The 17,205-nt window shown below is 60.0% G+C and carries 16 protein-coding genes, 1 other RNA gene and 1 pseudogene; 13 read left to right on the top strand and 5 right to left on the bottom strand.

From position 1 onward, the window contains the following. Positions 1-116 precede the first annotated feature (116 nt). The 4 genes from ACC569_RS10225 to ACC569_RS10240 form a co-directional block, all read right to left on the bottom strand. Entirely contained in the window at positions 117-500 is a 384-nt protein-coding gene (locus ACC569_RS10225; RefSeq protein WP_372523423.1) for a SirB2 family protein, read from the bottom strand. Between the two features lie 67 nt (positions 501-567). Beyond that, the gene (locus tag ACC569_RS10230; RefSeq protein WP_372523424.1) at positions 568-1,809 is read right to left on the bottom strand and encodes an NnrS family protein; all 1,242 of its coding nucleotides are present in this window, start codon (positions 1,807-1,809) and stop codon (positions 568-570) included. A 136-nt stretch (positions 1,810-1,945) separates the two neighbouring features. Further along, the gene (locus tag ACC569_RS10235; protein WP_372523425.1) at positions 1,946-2,980 is read right to left on the bottom strand and encodes a COX15/CtaA family protein; all 1,035 of its coding nucleotides are present in this window, start codon (positions 2,978-2,980) and stop codon (positions 1,946-1,948) included. A 45-nt stretch (positions 2,981-3,025) separates the two neighbouring features. Next, complete coding sequence (locus ACC569_RS10240; protein WP_372523426.1) at positions 3,026-4,027, bottom strand: heme A synthase; 1,002 nt, start codon at positions 4,025-4,027, stop codon at positions 3,026-3,028. Between the two features lie 321 nt (positions 4,028-4,348). Here ACC569_RS10240 and ACC569_RS10245 point away from each other — a divergent pair, with 321 nt between their 5' ends. From ACC569_RS10245 to dsrB, 11 genes are all read left to right on the top strand, one after another. Further along, positions 4,349-4,519, top strand: coding sequence for a hypothetical protein (locus ACC569_RS10245; RefSeq protein WP_372523427.1), 171 nt, complete (start codon positions 4,349-4,351; stop codon positions 4,517-4,519). A gap of 18 nt (positions 4,520-4,537) precedes the next feature. Next, positions 4,538-5,077: a cytochrome C oxidase subunit II gene (locus ACC569_RS10250; RefSeq protein ID WP_372523428.1), complete on the top strand. Its 540-nt coding sequence runs from the start codon at positions 4,538-4,540 to the stop codon at positions 5,075-5,077. Between the two features lie 13 nt (positions 5,078-5,090). After that, on the top strand, positions 5,091-6,785 hold the full coding sequence (locus tag ACC569_RS10255) for a cbb3-type cytochrome c oxidase subunit I (protein WP_372523429.1): 1,695 nt from the start codon (positions 5,091-5,093) through the stop codon (positions 6,783-6,785). Between the two features lie 59 nt (positions 6,786-6,844). After that, positions 6,845-6,910, top strand: a non-coding RNA gene (locus ACC569_RS10260) — sX9 sRNA. 73 nt (positions 6,911-6,983) lie between these two features. Then, the gene (locus ACC569_RS10265; RefSeq protein WP_372523430.1) at positions 6,984-7,847 is read left to right on the top strand and encodes an SCO family protein; all 864 of its coding nucleotides are present in this window, start codon (positions 6,984-6,986) and stop codon (positions 7,845-7,847) included. Between the two features lie 196 nt (positions 7,848-8,043). After that, on the top strand, positions 8,044-9,648 hold the full coding sequence (locus tag ACC569_RS10270; RefSeq protein WP_372523431.1) for a cytochrome b N-terminal domain-containing protein: 1,605 nt from the start codon (positions 8,044-8,046) through the stop codon (positions 9,646-9,648). After that, complete coding sequence (locus tag ACC569_RS10275; protein WP_372523432.1) at positions 9,626-10,018, top strand: bacteriohemerythrin; 393 nt, start codon at positions 9,626-9,628, stop codon at positions 10,016-10,018. The genes ACC569_RS10270 and ACC569_RS10275 overlap by 23 nt, the downstream gene beginning before the upstream one ends. A gap of 47 nt (positions 10,019-10,065) precedes the next feature. Further along, positions 10,066-10,572 (top strand): hypothetical protein, encoded by a 507-nt coding sequence (locus ACC569_RS10280; RefSeq protein WP_372523433.1) that lies wholly within the window; start codon positions 10,066-10,068, stop codon positions 10,570-10,572. Positions 10,573-10,695: 123 nt separating this feature from the next. Next, the gene (locus tag ACC569_RS10285) at positions 10,696-12,063 is read left to right on the top strand and encodes a cbb3-type cytochrome c oxidase subunit I (RefSeq protein ID WP_372523434.1); all 1,368 of its coding nucleotides are present in this window, start codon (positions 10,696-10,698) and stop codon (positions 12,061-12,063) included. Between the two features lie 292 nt (positions 12,064-12,355). Further along, a complete protein-coding gene (gene dsrA, locus ACC569_RS10290; RefSeq protein WP_372523435.1) occupies positions 12,356-13,582 on the top strand; it encodes a dissimilatory-type sulfite reductase subunit alpha in 1,227 nt (408 codons plus the stop codon). Positions 13,583-13,619: 37 nt separating this feature from the next. Continuing rightward, positions 13,620-14,693 carry a dissimilatory-type sulfite reductase subunit beta gene (gene dsrB / locus ACC569_RS10295; protein ID WP_372523436.1) on the top strand — a complete coding sequence of 358 codons (1,074 nt, stop codon included), beginning with the start codon at positions 13,620-13,622 and terminating at the stop codon, positions 14,691-14,693. 67 nt (positions 14,694-14,760) lie between these two features. On the opposite strand, the gene ACC569_RS10300 is transcribed toward dsrB, so the two are convergent. Further along, positions 14,761-14,943 carry a hypothetical protein gene (locus tag ACC569_RS10300; protein WP_372523437.1) on the bottom strand — a complete coding sequence of 61 codons (183 nt, stop codon included), beginning with the start codon at positions 14,941-14,943 and terminating at the stop codon, positions 14,761-14,763. 157 nt (positions 14,944-15,100) lie between these two features. Between ACC569_RS10300 and ACC569_RS10305 the strand changes: the two genes are divergently transcribed. After that, positions 15,101-16,819 carry a 4Fe-4S binding protein gene (locus ACC569_RS10305; protein WP_372523438.1) on the top strand — a complete coding sequence of 573 codons (1,719 nt, stop codon included), beginning with the start codon at positions 15,101-15,103 and terminating at the stop codon, positions 16,817-16,819. 187 nt (positions 16,820-17,006) lie between these two features. Further along, positions 17,007-17,205: pseudogene (locus ACC569_RS10310) on the top strand (hypothetical protein); the annotation flags it as partial.

A 17,205-nucleotide genomic window follows, 5' to 3' on the forward strand; every position in this document is an offset into this window, starting at 1 on the left:
AATCATGAAATGAATGGGCCTTAAAACTGTAAACTTAGCCTAGTTTGCGGGAAATCGGGTTGACGCAGGTCAAACTTCCGAACCGTGCCAGTGGATTTAAGCCGCCGCAATAATCGCTAGGCGACAAAAGGCAGAACCTGACGGGTGAGCGCGACCAGCACGATGTACACGAATATCGCAATTGCCACGAGCCACGCGCTAACGCGGATTTTTTTGGTGCTTCCGTATTTGAGTCCGATCGCGCCGATGATGATATAGGCCAGCAGCGCCAGCACCTTGGCCGTCAGCCAGCCCTGCACGAACGGGTATTGCTGGATTTTCATCGCCAGCAGGATCGCCGATCCGAGTAAAACCGTATCGATGATATGCGGCGCTACTCGCACCCATTTATTTTGCAGCCACGGCGATTCTTGCATCATCCACACGCCGCGCATCAGAAAGCCGGAAATAGACAACACCACGCAGGTGACGTGCAGATACTTGAGCAGCAAATAAGTCATATTTTCTGTTCCCTGTTCATCAATGATGATGACAGGACGAATGGAGCGCAGCGGAGTAGGGCTTCATTTATCCGGGTTTCCTGTCGAGGCGCGGCCGCAGGTACAACGGCGCGTAAAGCCATCCCCACAGCAGGAAAGACACCAACCAGGTTGCCGCGGCAAGGACGTTTAACGTTCCGCCGGCAGTACCAGGCACAAATTCCGCCACGATGCGCAGCATGGCGGCGATGTTAACGCTGAAAAGCACGTACCACGTCAGGTCATTGGCCTCCAGGGCACGGCCGGAATGTCCGAGGGTGACGCGCGAAGCCATCGCGACCACCATGCCGGTGAAGAAACCGATGCCGAGCGCGTGCAACGGCGCGCGTCCGAAGTAGTCCACACCGGTGACCAGCAGTGCGAGGCTTTGCACGGTATAGAGTGTCATCCCGACGCCGAGCCACAGAAAGGCGATGTGCAGCATGGCCAGCAGGCGCGCGTGGAAGCTGCGACGGAACTGCCAGACCCAGGAATGATGCAGCGCCGCCACCGCCAGCGGCGCATCCGCGAGGAAGCGCCACGCGGTCTGGCCGGTGAGTTCGAGCAGCACATGCCCCACGGCGCATAGGAGCATCACTGGCGGACCCCAAGCGGGACGCACCATCATGTAGTTCATAAGCACGCTTTGGCTGAAAAACGGAATCATGCGATGCGCCACCAGGAACACCACCGGTACCATGAACAGCCACAGCCCGAACTCGCGCGCCAGCAAGAAAGCCATCGGCGCGCCGGAGAAAACACCGACGAGAAAACATGCGATGCCGAGCATGCCAGCGGCGAGGGCCAGGTTGAGCAGACGCTCGTGCGACCCGCGTTTGGGTGATTGGAGGAAAACCGCCAGCAAGGCATATAGCGTCACTCCCCAGCCAAGCAGTTGCAGTGCCAGCGCCGCCGCCAGGACGATGCGCGAAGTGAACAGGCCGAAATAAAATAAAATCATGCCCGCGGCGAGGAAACCGAAAGCGGCGATATAGCGCGATGCCGGTACTGTCGGACCGCCCATCCAGCGCGGATAGACCGTCAGGAGAAATCCGAAAATGAAAAACGGAAACAGTCCGTACAACATGAGAAAGGCATGCGCCCACGTGGATGGGATTACCGTCGGCAAGGGTGCCCACCAACCCGCACGCCCTCCCAATTCCGCGAGCCAGAGAAGCATGATCAGCACCGCCTGCACCGCGCCGGGGAAGAACATCATGCGATGCGGCGCGGCCGAGAATACCTGCCAGTGACCTGGTTCCGGGAGCGCTGATGTGTCTGTCGACGGCATGACTCGATGTATGTGGATATCGGGAACAAGCCTTGTATCAGCGTTTTCCGCCTCAGGGCCTTGATGAAAATCAAGGGCATTGCCGGCGTCCAGTCACCCGGGAAAAACTGTAACGGCCCGTTGCGGACGCCGTCGGCTAGCGCGGCGTCCGCAACGAATGCTGGAGGGTCAGGGCGACACTGAACAGGACGAGCGCGCCGGCCTGATGCGCGGCCGCCAGCGGTATCGGCACGACATACAGCAGCGTCGCGATGCCGAGCAGCACCTGCACCGCGAGCCAGCCGGTCAGAAAATGCACGGCGAGCCGTGCGCGCGCCGGCAACGCCACGCGCATCGCCCGCCACCAGAAAACCGGGATCACGAGACACAGCAGATAGGCGAGGAGACGGTGGTTGAACTGCACCGTGGCGATGTTCTCGAACGGGTTGGACCACAGTGGCTGCAGCGCATACAGGCCCTCGGGAATGAAGCGGCCATTCATCCAGGGAAAGGTATTGAAGGCGAACCCGGCCTTGTTGCCGGCAACGAATCCACCCGAGAGGATCATGAGAAAAATCAGCGCGGTCACCGCCACGCCAAAACGGCCGAGCCCCCGGGGCGTGGGCCGGGGCTCCGGCGGATACAGCAGTCCGAGCGCGGTCCAGAACATATACGCATAAATGATGACGGCAAACGCCAAGTGCGCCGTGAGCCGGTAGGGGCTGACGCGCGGGATATCGACCAGTCCGCTTTTCACCATGTACCAGCCGAGCGCGCCCTGCAACCCGCCCAGCACGAACATGACGATCAGTTTGGGCGCCAGTTCACGCGTGATGCGCCGGCGGACGAGGAAATAAAGAAACGGAATCAGAAACACCGCGCCGATAAGCCGGCCGAGCAGACGGTGCGCCCACTCCACGTAGAAAATGCCCTTGAATTCCTCGATCGACATGCCGGAATTGACCTTCGTGTATTCCGGCGTCTGCTTGTACTTGTCGAAGGTCTGCTCCCACCGGGTCTGGGTGAGCGGCGGGACCGCGCCCATGATCGGATCCCATTCGACGATGGAAAGCCCCGACCGCGTCAGCCGCGTGACACCGCCCAGCACCACCATCGCGAAGATCAGCGCGCAGCAGACGAGCAGCCAGAAGGCGACGGGTTTTGCGGAAGACAGCGTGTAGGCAGGCGTCATCTTATGTAGCCCTATTCGCTCCGCTCGTTCGTCTTTTCATAAGATTCAGGCTCGCGGTGTTACAAGATGCATGAGGTTCACGGTACTCAGCAATAATAACGCAGCCACCGCATTATGCGCAGTCACCATCGCCAGGGGCAGGCCGAAAACCACCGCGGCGGCGCCCAACAGTAATTGCAGCAGTAGAAAGACCAGCATCGCCGTGCCGGTGCCGCGACAGCGGCCTCCCAGCCTGAGCCCGCGCCACCCCAGCCATCCTATATATAGGAATGTAACCACGGCGCCGAGGCGGTGGATCATGTGGATGAGCTTGACGACATCGCCGGTGATAATGACGCCGCCGTCGGTGACGGGAAGCACGCGGAACAAATTGAGACTCTCGCGCCAGGGACCGTCGAGCCAGGGGAAATTACCGCAGCCGGGAAGACTGGCGCAGGCGAGCGCGGCGAAATTGGCGCTGACCCACCCACCGAGAGCGATCTGGACGAAAACCATGAACACGCCGATGCGCGCCCACGGCCGCAGCGCCGGCGCGCGCGCATCGCCTACGACCGGGGACACTGAACGCTGACCGAGCCACCACAGCATGGCCAGCATCGCCATGCCGCCCAGCAGATTGCTGAGCGTCACCCACGGGAGCAGTGGCGAGGGTGTTTTGTATCCGAGTACCGACAGAAACACCGTCAGTCCCAGCACCGCCAGCGACAACCCCGTGTTGTGTCCCGGTTGCCGTTTCCGGCGCAGCGCCATCAGTGTGATGCCCAGCACCATGGCGCCGAGCGTGGACGCCGCCAGACGATGAATGACGGTGGCCCACGCCGGCACCAGGTGCGCGGCGGCGAGCGATTCCGTTCCACCCGCCGGTGATTTGATCAGCGCGTAACACGCCGGCCATTCGGCGCAGCCGAGGCCGCTGCCCGCGAGCCGCAGATAGGCGCTGAGAATGACGACGACCAGCACTAGAACGAGGGAGAGAAAAACCAGCAGCGTGTAGAGGCTGTCCGTGCGTGGTGACGGGGAGCGAGAGTCAGGAGAGGCGGTCGACACGCTTTGCATCGGGAGTAAGTTTTCGAGGGTTCGGCGACCGGTGTATCAGGAAACCCTGATGGACACATTTGATGTTAGTCATGGAGATTGATCGTATGCCCGCGACTTTTTTTCAGCGTCATGTCGCTGCTGGTTTAACCCGCGTCAAAGTGTAAATCATTTTTGGTCGAATTGACCTAAGTCAAGTAGATGAGCGCCCGAATCGGTCTTTAATTGACAGCGGCATAATGCCGCAGCGAAAGAATAATGGCGCCGGGCGCGCTACAACAGACCGGCGAAAGTAATCAAACGGTTTTTTTGATCAGCACAGGAGGTATATACATGTCTGCCGCCAAAAACACGGGCTCGGGAAGTCGGGATCAAGCCGTCCCTGCCATGCAACGGGTGCTCGACAATCCGTTTCTGCTGCTATTCATCGGTGTCGTGGTTCCCACGGTGTTCTACATCCTGTGGGGCATTATGGAAATCGTCACTATCCCTCTGGCCAAATAATATCCGGGAGACGCTAACATGAGCACTTTACTACCTCCTGCCGAACGCATCTGGTGGAAAGAACCGATCGAGGGCGTCGAGCTTTTCTGGGTCGCCATCGCGCTGGTCTGGGCCATCGTGATGTTCATCATGATGCCGTACTGGCATGTCTACGGTAAGCAGAACCTCTCGAACGAGGCCTATCGCACCACGACCGAGATGTACGGAAAGAAAGTCCAGGCGATGGTGGAGCAATACACCGTGCGCAAGGAAACCGCGCGCGACATGCCGGTGGTGCATCCGCCGGCGGGCGCCGATGTTTACCTGCTGGCGCGGCTGTGGGAATGGTATCCCATCCTGGAGCTGGAAAACGGCAAGACCTACCGCCTGCACCTGTCGTCGATGGACTGGCTGCACGGCTTTTCGCTGCAGCCGGAGAACATCAACATGATGGTGGTCCCGGGCTACGAGACGGTGATCAAGGTCACGCCGAACAAATCCGGCGAGTATACCGTCGTGTGCAATGAATACTGCGGCATCGGGCACCACACGATGACCGGCAGAATCTACGTGAAGTAAGGAGGAGCGGCCCATGGCGAATAGCGCAGAATTCCGTACCTGTCCCGACACCGGCCTGCTGTTCCACAAGCCGGCCGAGACGCTGATGAAACTGAACGCCGTCGCGGGAATCGTGTTCCTGCTGGTCGGCGGCGTTATCGGCTTGTTGATGATCTTGACGCGCTGGCCGACGGTTCACTTGTTGCAGGCGGACATGTTCTACATGCTGCTGACCGCGCACGGCGTCGGCGTACTCATCTTCTGGATCATCTTCTTCGAAATAGCCGTGTTGTACTTCGCCTCCAGCACCCTGTTGCGGTCGCGCCTCGCGGCACCGCGCTGGGCGTGGCTCGGGTTTGCGCTGATGGTCATCGGGTCCATCATGACCGAGGTCGCCGTCTTTCAGGGGCGTTCGAGCGTGATGATGACCTCCTATGTTCCGATGTCGGCCGAGCCGCACTTCTATCTGGGTCTTATTCTCTTCGCGGTAGGCGCCTTGATCGGCTGCTTCGTGTTCCTGGGGACGCTGGTTATCGCGCGCGCCGAGCGCACCTATGGCGAGGGGTCGATTCCGGTGGTGACGTTCGGCGCATTGACCGCCTGCATCATCGCCATCTTCACCATCGCCTCGGGCGCGATCATCCTGATCCCGACCTTCCTGTGGAAGATCGGCTTCATCAACTATATCGACCCGTTGATGTACCGCGTCATGTGGTGGGGCATGGGCCACTCCTCGCAGCAGATCAACGTCTCGGCCCACATCGCCGTGTGGTACCTCATCGCCGGCGTGGTGTTCGGCGCCAAGCCGCTGTCCGAGAAGGTTTCGCGCATGGCGTTCCTGCTCTACATCCTGTTCCTGCAGCTGGCCAGCGCCCATCACCTTTTGACCGATCCGGGCATCAGCTCGGAATGGAAAATTTTCAACACCAGCTATGCGATGTATCTGGCGGTGCTGGCGAGCATGATCCACGGTCTGACGGTGCCGGGCGCGATAGAAGCGGCGCAGCGCAAGCGCGGCTTCAACAAGGGCCTGTTTGAATGGCTGCGCAAGGCGCCGTGGGGCAATCCGACCTTCTCCGGCATGTTTCTGTCGCTGATCATCTTTGGATTCCTCGGCGGCATCACCGGGGTGGTGATGGGCACGGAACAGATCAACCTGATCATTCACAACACCCTGTACGTGCCGGGTCACTTCCATGCCACCGTCGTCGGCGGCACGACCCTGGCTTTCATGGCGCTGACCTACTGGCTGGTGCCGGTATTGTTCCAACGCGATGTCATTCTGCCGAAACTCGCTAAGTGGCAGCCGTATCTGTTCGGCTTCGGCATGATCGGCTTTACGCTGTTCATGATGGGCGCCGGTACGCTGGGCGTCCCGCGGCGCCACTGGGACATCTCGTTCGCCAACGCCCTGTTCCAGTACCAGTACCCGGAAGTCGCGTATCTGATGCTCGGCCTGATGGCCATCAGCGGAATTCTGGCGATCGTGGGAGGCGGCCTTTTCGTTCTGCAGATCGTCGCCTCGGTCCTGTTCGGCCGGCGCCGGGGCGAGGTCAAGAGCGCGATCCCGCTCATCGCTGAACCGGTGGCGGCGGGTGTCCACGGCATCGGCATCGGCGGCATCTCCGTGCCCGGGACACTGGTGCTGGCGCTGGTGTTCCTGACAACGTTTATCCTGTACTACTTCGTCAACTGGAAGTATTTGTCCCAGGTCTGGGGACTGGGCTAGAAGCTGTCACAAAAACTGCTGCGCGTCCGTGATCCGGGATCGGGCGGTGCTCGGCCGCCGTGTACACTCCGGTTCCTGCGCTCCGTCCTCACCCGGCTGACGGCCGCTCGCGACGTTTTTGAGACAGCTTAGATTCAGGCGGTTGTAAACGCGGACCACTGGGCCCGCCCGGCTGTTCCTTACCGATATGATTCCTCCATGCACATTAAACATTTACTCATCCTGTTCCTCGGTTTGATCGGTGCTGGCGTCATGGCCTCGCCAGGTATGGCTGCGCTGCATGACACGTCCGGCCAAGCTTCGTCACCGACGGCGGGGGCAGACCCGGCATCGAAATTCGAACAGAAAACCGCACTGGGCGTCAGTCAGGGTGCGATCGGCAAGAGCCTCGGCGATTACACGCTGACGGCGGCAGACGGCCGCAACCTGCGGATGTCTGAATTTCGCGGCAAGCCGCTGGTTATCAGCCTCATTTACACCAGCTGTTATCACATCTGCCCGACGACCACGCAGCATCTGGCCAAGGTGGTGCGTACGGCGCGCGCCGCACTCGGACCGGAAAGCTTTAACGTGCTGACCATCGGTTTCGATACGCCCAAAGACACGCCATTCGCGATGCGCCAGTTCGCCCTGGATCAGAGCGTGAACATCGCGCATTGGGAGTTTCTGAGCACCGATGCCGCGGCGATGGCTGGCCTGACCCGGGAGCTCGGCTTCATCGCTTACGGCGCGCCGCACGGATTCGATCATCTCATCCAGGCCACGGTGGTCGACGCGCAGGGAAAAATTTACCGCCAGGTGTATGGCATGACTTTTGAGACCCCGCTGCTGGTCGAACCGCTCAAGGAACTCGTCTTTGGCGCGCCGACATCGTCTTCGCTGTTGTCGAATCTGAGCAGCCGCATCAAGCTGTTCTGCACCGTTTACGATCCCTCGTCCGATCAGTACCGTTTCGATTACTCGATATTCATCGGGTTTTTCATCGGCCTCGGCTCCATCGGGACCGTGAGTTTCCTGTTGATCCGCGAATGGCGCCGTAATCGCCGCCGCGCGCGAGCTTGACCTGAGTCATATTTCCCTCCCCGAGTGGCGTGCTAGGGTATTTGTTGATTAGCGGCTTAGAGCCTCTAATAAAATGAATATGATTTTGAACCGCCAAGACGCCAAGAAAGACTGCTTTGTAAGAATAAAAAACTTGGCGTTCATGGCGGTTCATCTCTTTTGCTAAGGATTCTTAGGAATTCCGCGGAGATCCGTTTTGATCGAGACGATACAGCGCGCGGGCCGCCGGGCATTTTCGCTTTTCGAGCGTGCCTTCGATGCGGCGTTTGGCCCGAGGATCAATCCGTTCTATCACCTCGGGGCGCTGTCATTTTTCTTTTTCTGGGTGGTAGCCGCTAGCGGTATCTATGTTTATGTTTTTTTCGAGACCAGTATCGACGGTGCTTATCGCTCGGTCGAATACCTGACGCATACCCAATGGTACGTGGGCGGGGTGGCGCGCAGCCTGCACCGCTACGCCTCGGATGCGATGGTGATCAGCGTGCTGCTGCATCTGGTGCGCGAATTCGTGCTGGACCGTTACCGCGGCGTGCGCTGGTATGCGTGGTTGACCGGTGTGATTCTGTTGTGGTTCTTGTACGCCTCGGGCATCGGCGGCTACTGGCTGGTGTGGGACCGCCTCGCCCAATATGTTGCGGTGGTGACCACCGAGTGGTTTGACTGGCTGCCGATTTTTGCCGAGCCGATCGCGCGAAATTTTCTGAACAGCGCTTCGATCAACGACCGTTTCTTCTCGCTGCTGGTGTTCATGCATATCGGCATCCCGCTGTTTCTATTGCTGGGCATGTGGATTCATATTCTGCGCATCAGCCGCGCCAAAACCAATCCGCCGCGCCCGATCATGATCGGTAGCTTGCTGGCGCTTACGGCGTTGTCGCTGATCTATCCAGCGCTCAGCCAGGGACCGGCCGATCTCGATACGCTGGTCAGCCGGGTGCAGCCCGACTGGTTTTATCTGGCCATGTATCCCTTGATCGATCTCTGGTCGCCGGGCGCGATCTGGGCTCTCGCGGGCGGCGGGACGTTGTTGTTGATGCTGCTGCCGTGGTTGCCGCACCGGCGGGAAGAACCGGCGGCCGTGGTTGACCTTGCGAATTGCAATGGTTGCGGCCGCTGCTTCGCCGACTGTCCCTACAGCGCCGTGATCCTGCAGCCGCGGCGCGACGGCTTGCCGTTCGAGAGTCAGGCCGTGGTGGAACCGGACCTGTGCACGGCTTGCGGGATCTGCGTTGGTGCCTGTCCCACCGCCACGCCATTCCGGCGGGTGAGCGATCTGATTCCGGGCATTGACATGCCGTCGCTCACGACGCGCGAAATGCGCGCGCGCATCCTCGCCGCCACCGCGTCACTGACGGGAACCGACCGCGTCATGGTGTTCGGTTGCCGCTTCAGTTCCGACTTGACGGCGCTCAAGGGGCAGGGCGTAGGAGCGGTTGCATTACCCTGCGTCGGCGCGCTGCCGCCTTCATTCATTGATTTTGTGATCAGCCGCCGTCACGCCGACGGCGTGCTGCTCGCGGGCTGTATCGCGGGCGATTGTTATCAGCGCCTGGGTCTGGAATGGACCGAACAGCGTCTGGCGGGACAGCGCGATCCGTATCTGCGCGGCAGGGTGCCGCGCGCGCGGCTGGCCACGGCATGGGCCGGACCTGCGGGCGGCGCCACCCTGGCGAGTGAGATCGCGGCATTCCGCGCGCGGTTGCGCGCCATGGGTCCGTACCGCCACGGCTCCACCCCGCCGCCGGCTTCTCCTGCATCCCATCCACCGGAGGATCACGATGTCTCTTATCGAGTGGGATGAAAAATATTCCGTCGGTGTCGCGGCCGTGGATCACGAGCATCGCGAGCTGATCGGCCTGGTGAACGAGGCCCATGATCGCCTGATGCGCCCGGGCGGCGAGGAGGCGGTCATGGATTTTCTCGGGGAGATATTTGCGCGTATCACCGCGCACTTCGCGCTGGAAGAGAAGATCATGCGCGCCAGGAACTACGATCATTACGACGCGCACAAGGCGGATCACGAGCGTTTGCTCGACGAAATCCGCGATATCATGGACGATTACGAGGACGGGGAATTCTTCAGTGAAGAGCCGTTCGCGCAACAGCTGAAGACGTGGTTTGCCGAACATTTCAGCACCCACGATGCGCGATTGCACCGGCGTCTCGATTGAGCACGGCGGAGACGAGGGAAAAGTGTCAACGACATGAGGATCGAATCATGCTGAAAAAGATCATGCAGTATTCCGGGCAGGCGGTGTTTTACGGCCTGTTTGTCGCCGTGATCGGATATTTTTCGTCGGCGCCGGCCTATATGCATTTCCCGAAGGACATAGCGCTGATCAAGGCGAGCTTCAGTCATGCGGGGCAGCCGAAAGAGGAGTGTCATGTCCGCACCGCGGACGAACTGGCGAAACTGCCGCCCAACATGCGTGTGGCGCTCCAGTGCGGACGCGAGCGGTCGCCCGTGGTGTTCGACTTGGAACTGGATGGCAAGGCGGTTTACCGGGCTGAACTGCCGCCGGCGGGTCTTTCGCGCGACGGCGTCTCCACGGTATATCAACGCTTTCAGGTGCCCGTTGGACGCCACCATCTGCGCGCGCGGCTCAAGGACAGCGTGCGCGTAACGGATTTCAACTACGTAAAGGAGGCGGATGTCGAGCTTGCGCCGGCGCAGGTATTTGTCGTCGAGTTCAGCGCCCGTACCGGCGGGTTTATATTTAAATAGGGCGCGAAGAGCGCAAAGAATTCACGGGATGGAATTCTGAATTATTTTTTTCTGTGAATCCTGTGAAATCCTGTTAATCCAGTCTATTGTTCTTCTTTGTGTCTTTAGCAGCGAGCAATCACAATGGAATTTTCGCTTCCGATTTCTGACGACGGCCGTCGGCAGCTTGCCACCGGCTGGTTGATGCTGGGATTGGTCTCGTTGCTGGGTTCCGGGATTTTTTCGGTGCTGCTGGTGCTGGCGCGTACACCCTATGTCCAGAATTTTTTCCCCTGGGTGGATTTTTTCCACACGGCGCTGGTGGTGCACGTGGACCTCTCGGTGCTGGTGTGGTTCCTCGCCTTCGGCGGCGCGCTGTGGAGTCTCAATTCCACGCCGCGCTTTCTCGGCGCCGGCAGGCTGGCCCTGTTGCTTGCCGCCAGCGGCACCCTGGCGATCGCGGCCGCGCCTTTTTCCGGCGCCGGCGAGGCGCTCATGAGCAATTACATTCCCGTTTTGCAGCAGACATGGTTCCTCACCGGGTTGTTGCTGTTCGCCGCCGGCTTCGCCGCGCTGACTCTGCGCGCGATGGGCGCGATTCCGCCGGTGGGCCAGTGGATGGAGGGCGCGGCGGCGCTGCGTTTCGGGCTGAACACCGCGGCGGTCTCGGCCATGCTGGCGCTCATCGCCTTCGCCTGGTCGTATTTCACGGTGCCGGAATTTCTGCACGGCAAGCCTTATTACGAATTGCTGTTCTGGGGCGGTGGCCATGTGCTGCAATTTACCTACACGCTGCTCATGCTGGTCGCGTGGCTGTGGCTGGCCTCGGTCTCGGGCGCGCCATTGACGCTCAGCCCGCGCGTGGCGCTGATTTTCTTCGGTTTCGGTCTGGTAACGATTTTCTTCACGCCGATTATCTATTATTCCTACCCCGTAACGTCCGTGGAGCACATCAAACTCTTCACCTGGCTCATGCGCTACGGCGGCAGTCTCGCCGCCTTGCCCCTGAGCCTCGCCTTGCTGCATGGTCTGTGGCACGCCGGAAAAGCGACGGGGAGCGGCCAGCCGCTGCGTGCGGCGTTGATTGCCTCGATGATCCTGTTTGGCGCGGGCGGCGCGATCGGTTTCCTGATCAGCGGCACCAACGTCACCATCCCGGCGCACTATCACGGCAATATCGTCGGCGTGACGCTCGCGTTCATGGGGCTGACCTATCATCTCCTGCCACAACTCGGGTTTCGCGCGCCGGAGGTGAAACTGGCTCGCCTCCAGCCCTGGCTCTACGGCGGCGGCCAGTTGCTGCATGTGCTGGGCCTGGTGATCTCGGGCGGTTACGGCGTGCAGCGCAAGGTCGCGGGCGCGGCGCAGGCGCTCGACAGCGTCGGCCGCGTCACCGGCATGGGTCTCATGGGGGCGGGCGGCCTGATCTCCATCGCCGGCGGATTTCTGTTTATCTATGTCTGTTATCGTGCCATGTGGCCCGGGACGCGCGTCGCAAGCCGTGATACGTAAGGCGCCACGGCGTTTCTGCCGTTATTTTCAAGGGTTAATCCGCGTTTACGTATTACGATTATCCCGCACAATCCGTTGACCCCCGCAAAGGGATAGGGGGATATCTCCAATGGGGTTGCCGCCATGGCATTAGGTTGACGTAGATCATACTAATGCGCACCACGTTTCCTAATATACCGCCTCGGAAACGGTATTCCGGGTCGGGGCCATTCGCGGATGATCGAAAGGCAGCCTCCCCCGCACGCCGGTCCGGACCCAAGTCGAAATTCTTCCTGATTGGCGGAGAAAGCCCATGACCAAAAAAATGCACGCAACCCCCATGCTGGATCAGCTCGAAAGCGGCCCTTGGCCCAGCTTCATTACCGGCATCAAACGTCTGGCCAAGACCAGCGACATGGCGGTCGATCTGCTCGGCCAGTTGGAGCACTCCTATCAAACCCGCAAGGGCTACTGGAAAGGCGGCACGGCCAGCGTCATCGGTTACGGCGGCGGCGTAATTCCGCGTTTCTCCGAGGTCGCCGAAAAATTTCCCGAGTCGAAGGAGTTCCACACGATCCGCATCATGCCGCCGCCCGGCATGCATTACACCAGCGATATTTTGCGCAAGTTCTGCGATATCTGGGAGAAGCACGGCTCCGGTCTCATCGCGCTGCACGGCCAGACCGGCGACATCATGCTCCAGGGCTGTACCACGGAAAAAATCCAGCCCGCTTTCGATGAGTTCAACGAGCTGGGCTTCGACATGGGCGGGGCAGGACCGTCGGTGCGCACGGGAATGTCCTGCGTGGGACATGCGCGCTGCGAACACTCCTGTTACGACGAGGGCCGCGCCCACCGCGAAGTGCTGAACACCTTCATCGACGACATCCACCGGCCCGCGTTGCCTTACAAGTTCAAGTTCAAGTTCTCGGGCTGCGCGAACGACTGCATGAACTCCGTCCAGCGTTCCGACATGGCCGTGCTGGGCACTTGGCGCGACGACATTCAGGTCAACCAGGCGGAAGTCAAGAACTTCGTCAAGAAGAAGGGCCGCGAGTACGTGGTGGACAACGTGATCACGCGTTGCCCGACCAAGTGTCTGAAGCTGAAGGCCGACGACACGCTCGAGATAGACAACCGCAACTGCGTCAAATGCATGCACTGCATTAACGTCATGACCAAGGCGCTGTCGCCGGGTAAGGACCGCGGCGTCACCATCCTCGCGGGCGGCAAGCGCACGCTCAAGATCGGCGATCTCCTGGGAACGATGATTGTGCCGTTCATGAAACTGGAAACCGATGAGGATTTCGAGAAGCTCGTTCAATTGAGCAAGACCCTCATGGAGTTCTGGGCCGAAAACGGCCTGGAGCACGAGCGTTGCGGCGAGATGATCGAACGCATCGGCCTCAATAACCTGCTGGAAGGTCTCGGCATGGAGGTGGACCCGAACATGGTCAATCACCCGCGAACCAATCCGTATATCCGCATGGACGGCTGGGACGATGAAGTGGCGCGCCTCAAACTGGCCAAGGCCGGCTGAGAAATAACGAAATTCTGAATTGAACGGAGGTTATTCAATGTCTGCACAACCGCGTATGCCCACCGAATCCGGTACGCCGGATCATTTCCAGTATCTGCATCCTGTAATGAAGCGCAACTACGGCCAATGGGCGTGGCACGAACGTCCGCGTCCCGGCGTGCTGCATCATGTGTCGCACACCGGTGACCAGATCTGGACCGTGCGTGCCGGCACCCAGCGGCAGATGGATGTGTATACGATTCGCAAGCTGTGCGACATCGCGGACAAATATGCCGACGGTTTCGTGCGCTTCACTATCCGCTCCAACATCGAATTCATGGTGGCGGATGAAAAGAAGGTGAAACCGCTGATCGAGGAGCTTTTGAAGGGCGGCTTCCCGGTCGGCGGCACGGGCAATTCCGTGTCCATGATCTCGCATACCCAGGGCTGGCTGCACTGCGATATCCCGGGCACCGACGCTTCCGGTGTCGTGAAGTCGCTGATGGATGTACTGCATCAGGAGTTCATCCACGAGGAAATGCCGAACCGCGTGCGCCTTACCACCTCCTGCTGCCAGATCAACTGCGGCGGCCAGGGCGACATCGCCATCAACGTGCAGCACACCAAGCCGCCCAAGATCAATCACGACATCGTCGCCAACCTCTGCGAGCGTCCCACGGTTGTGGCGCGCTGCCCGGTGGCGGCGATCCGTCCCGCCATGGTCAATGGCAAGCCGACGCTGGAAGTCGACGAGAGGAAGTGCATGTGCTGCGGGGCCTGCTATCCGCCATGCCCGCCGATGCAGATCAACGATCCGGAAAATTCCAAAATCGCTATCTGGGTCGGCGGCAAGAACTCGAATGCGCGCACCAAGCCCACGCTCCACAAGCTGGTGGCCGCGGGCATTCCCAACAATCCGCCGCGCTGGCCCGAGGCCGCCGCGATCGTGACGAACATTCTGCGCGTGTACAAGAAAGACGCGCATGCCTGGGAACGCGTGGGCGAGTGGGTGGATCGCATCGGCTGGCCGCGTTTCTTTGAACTGACCGGCCTGCCGTTTACCAAGTATCACATCGACAACTGGCGCGGCTCGCGCGCGAGTCTCAACACGTCGACGCACGTGCGACTCTAATTAACGTTTTCGTGCGAGGTGCGCAAAGGGTGAGGGGGTCCTCACCCTTTTGCATTGGGTAAGCGGTTCAGGGTTGCTTGAAGTGGCTGATCAGCTGGAAAGAGACAAGCGCCAACACCAGAATGATGACAAAAAAGATGATGGAGCGGTTTTCAAAGCGGTGGCCGCGCCGGGTCTCGATGCGCTCCAGAATCCAGTCGGAGGCGAAGTACAGTCCTATCCCCATGAGTGTGAAATAAACTATTTCCACGACGTTTGCGCCCCTTGTTGATCTGTCGTACGGCGCCATTCTAGCGTTTCGCGGTGATCCAGGCTTGACTGAAGTCAAGGCCTCTGTAATCTCCCTGTATCAGGATTGATGAGATGCATGCAGGGCTTATGCTTCGATCCCATTTTGCGAACCTTCCGTGACCTTCCTGGCGACCGCCATTCGCCTGTTTGCATTGTTCCTGTTTCTGGGGATGACCGCCCCGGTGCACGCGGAGACGATTGACGAGCTTTACCCTACAGTGCGGGATTTTTTCCCGCAGGCCGACCGCTTCGGCACCCTCGAGGGCAAGCCACCGTCCGCCGCCATTTATCAGGGCCAGCGCCTGCTCGGTTATGCTTATCTGACGGACGATGTTATCCGCATTCCGGCGTATTCCGGACATCCGATCAACACGCTGGTGGGCTTCGATCTCCAGGGGCGCATCGTGGGCCTGCGCATCGTCGAACACCAGGAACCGATCCTGGTGGTGGGGATATCCGAAGAGCGCCTGCAGCGCTTCGTGTCGCAATATAAGGATAAATCCGTATTCGACCGCGTCGTTATCGGGGCCGGCGCCGACGGCGACGTCGCCATCGACACCATCTCCGGAGCCACCATCACCGTCATGGTCGAAAACGCGACCCTGATGCGTTCCGTGCGCCGCGTGGCCGAATCCCGCGGTCTCTCGCCTCCGCCGCCACCCGCGCCCATCACGGCCGATGCGACGACTGTCTCCGGGAAAGAGAAACCGGCCTCTGACAATGTTACGACGCCGGCGCCCGCCCCCGGCAAATCCGCGCCGCCCGCCGCGGTAACCCATGCCAGGGCATTATCGTCGGTCTCCCAGGCGGCACCGAAAAAAAATATAACCGTTTCCGTTCAAGACGAACCTATCTGGAAAGGAGTCTGGCGCAAAAGTACCTTCCAGATCGCCGTGCTGGTGGCCGGTCTGGTGTTTCTGACGCTGGTGCTGGTGTTTCAGGACTGGCTGGCGAAGCGCCCGCGTCTGCTGGTGTATGTGCGTGATGGCTATTTGATATTCACCGTTGTTTTTATCGGCTGGTATTCGCTCGCGCAGCTTTCCGTCGTCAACGTGCTCACCTTCGCGCAGGCGGCGATGCACAATTTCCAGTGGGAAGGTTTTCTCATCGATCCCATGATGTTCATTCTGTGGTCGTTTGTGGCGGTGACGCTGCTGCTGTGGGGGCGCGGGGTTTATTGCGGCTGGCTGTGCCCGTTCGGTGCCTTGCAGGAACTGACGCAGCAACTGGCGCGCCGCCTCGGGGTGCGGCAATATGAATTTTCCGAGATGGTGCACGAACGGCTATGGGCGCTGAAGTATATTATTCTGCTGGCGCTGTTCGGCGTCTCGCTGCAATCGCTGGTGCAGGCCGAGCGCATGGCCGAGATCGAACCGTTCAAGACCGCCATCACCATGCGCTTTCAGCGCGAGTGGGGTTACGTTGTGTTCGCCGCCGGACTGATTCTGGTCTCCGCCATCAATCGCAAGTTCTACTGCAAGTATCTCTGCCCGCTGGGCGCGGCGCTCACCATCCCGGGCAAGTTCCGCATCTTCGACTGGTTGCGGCGGCATCGCGAGTGCGGTCGTCCCTGTCAGATCTGCGCCGTCGAGTGCGAGGTGCAGGCGATCCGCAAGAATGGTGAGATCAACGCCAACGAATGCCACTATTGTCTCGACTGTCAAGTGACGTATTGGAACAACCGAAAATGCCCGCCGGAGGTCGAGCGGCGCAAGCGCCGGGAGCGGGCGCCGCGCGCGCTGGAACTGGTACGGAAAATGGAATCGCACATGGGTTCTTCGGGCATCGACGAGGTTAACCCCTCCTGCGAAACTTGCCCGGGACGGGACCGGTGAATGCCATTATGTGCCGGCAAGCCCAAATTCCTTGAATACAAGCCGATAAATTCATTTTCATTTGACTCATGTCAAGTGGGGTTGTTTTTGACCCATATCAAGGAGTAGCCCCGGTCACAACCTTACATTGTGTTCATCACGTCGTTTCAATTCTTTCTTAACTACTTTGACGCGGGAGGAGCCCGACATGAAATACAAACACGTAGCACTTGCCGCCGGTCTGTTAGCAGCGACCGCGCTATCCATTACCGGTGCCGCAGGGGCGGAGGAAAAACCTTCCGGCCATCCGGGAACGCCGGAGACGGAAATGCGCTACAAGGGCGCGCCGGTGCCGATCAAGCCGGAACAGGCCGAAACCGTGGTGTCGCCGAAAGCGCCGCCGTTGA

The organism is Sulfuricaulis sp. (assembly GCF_041499725.1).
Lineage (GTDB): Bacteria > Pseudomonadota > Gammaproteobacteria > Acidiferrobacterales > Sulfurifustaceae > Sulfuricaulis.

Excerpts from the sequence above, each read along its gene's own strand:
- ACC569_RS10225 (WP_372523423.1), bottom strand. The coding sequence starts at position 500 with ATGACTTATTTGCTGCTCAAGTATCTGCACGTCACCTGCGTGGTGTTG.
- ACC569_RS10230 (WP_372523424.1), bottom strand. The coding sequence starts at position 1,809 with ATGCCGTCGACAGACACATCAGCGCTCCCGGAACCAGGTCACTGGCAG.
- ACC569_RS10235 (WP_372523425.1), bottom strand. The coding sequence starts at position 2,980 with ATGACGCCTGCCTACACGCTGTCTTCCGCAAAACCCGTCGCCTTCTGG.
- ACC569_RS10245 (WP_372523427.1), top strand. The coding sequence starts at position 4,349 with ATGTCTGCCGCCAAAAACACGGGCTCGGGAAGTCGGGATCAAGCCGTC.
- ACC569_RS10250 (WP_372523428.1), top strand. The coding sequence starts at position 4,538 with ATGAGCACTTTACTACCTCCTGCCGAACGCATCTGGTGGAAAGAACCG.
- ACC569_RS10255 (WP_372523429.1), top strand. The coding sequence starts at position 5,091 with ATGGCGAATAGCGCAGAATTCCGTACCTGTCCCGACACCGGCCTGCTG.
- ACC569_RS10265 (WP_372523430.1), top strand. The coding sequence starts at position 6,984 with ATGCACATTAAACATTTACTCATCCTGTTCCTCGGTTTGATCGGTGCT.
- ACC569_RS10275 (WP_372523432.1), top strand. The coding sequence starts at position 9,626 with ATGTCTCTTATCGAGTGGGATGAAAAATATTCCGTCGGTGTCGCGGCC.
- ACC569_RS10280 (WP_372523433.1), top strand. The coding sequence starts at position 10,066 with ATGCTGAAAAAGATCATGCAGTATTCCGGGCAGGCGGTGTTTTACGGC.
- ACC569_RS10285 (WP_372523434.1), top strand. The coding sequence starts at position 10,696 with ATGGAATTTTCGCTTCCGATTTCTGACGACGGCCGTCGGCAGCTTGCC.
- dsrA (WP_372523435.1), top strand. The coding sequence starts at position 12,356 with ATGACCAAAAAAATGCACGCAACCCCCATGCTGGATCAGCTCGAAAGC.
- dsrB (WP_372523436.1), top strand. The coding sequence starts at position 13,620 with ATGTCTGCACAACCGCGTATGCCCACCGAATCCGGTACGCCGGATCAT.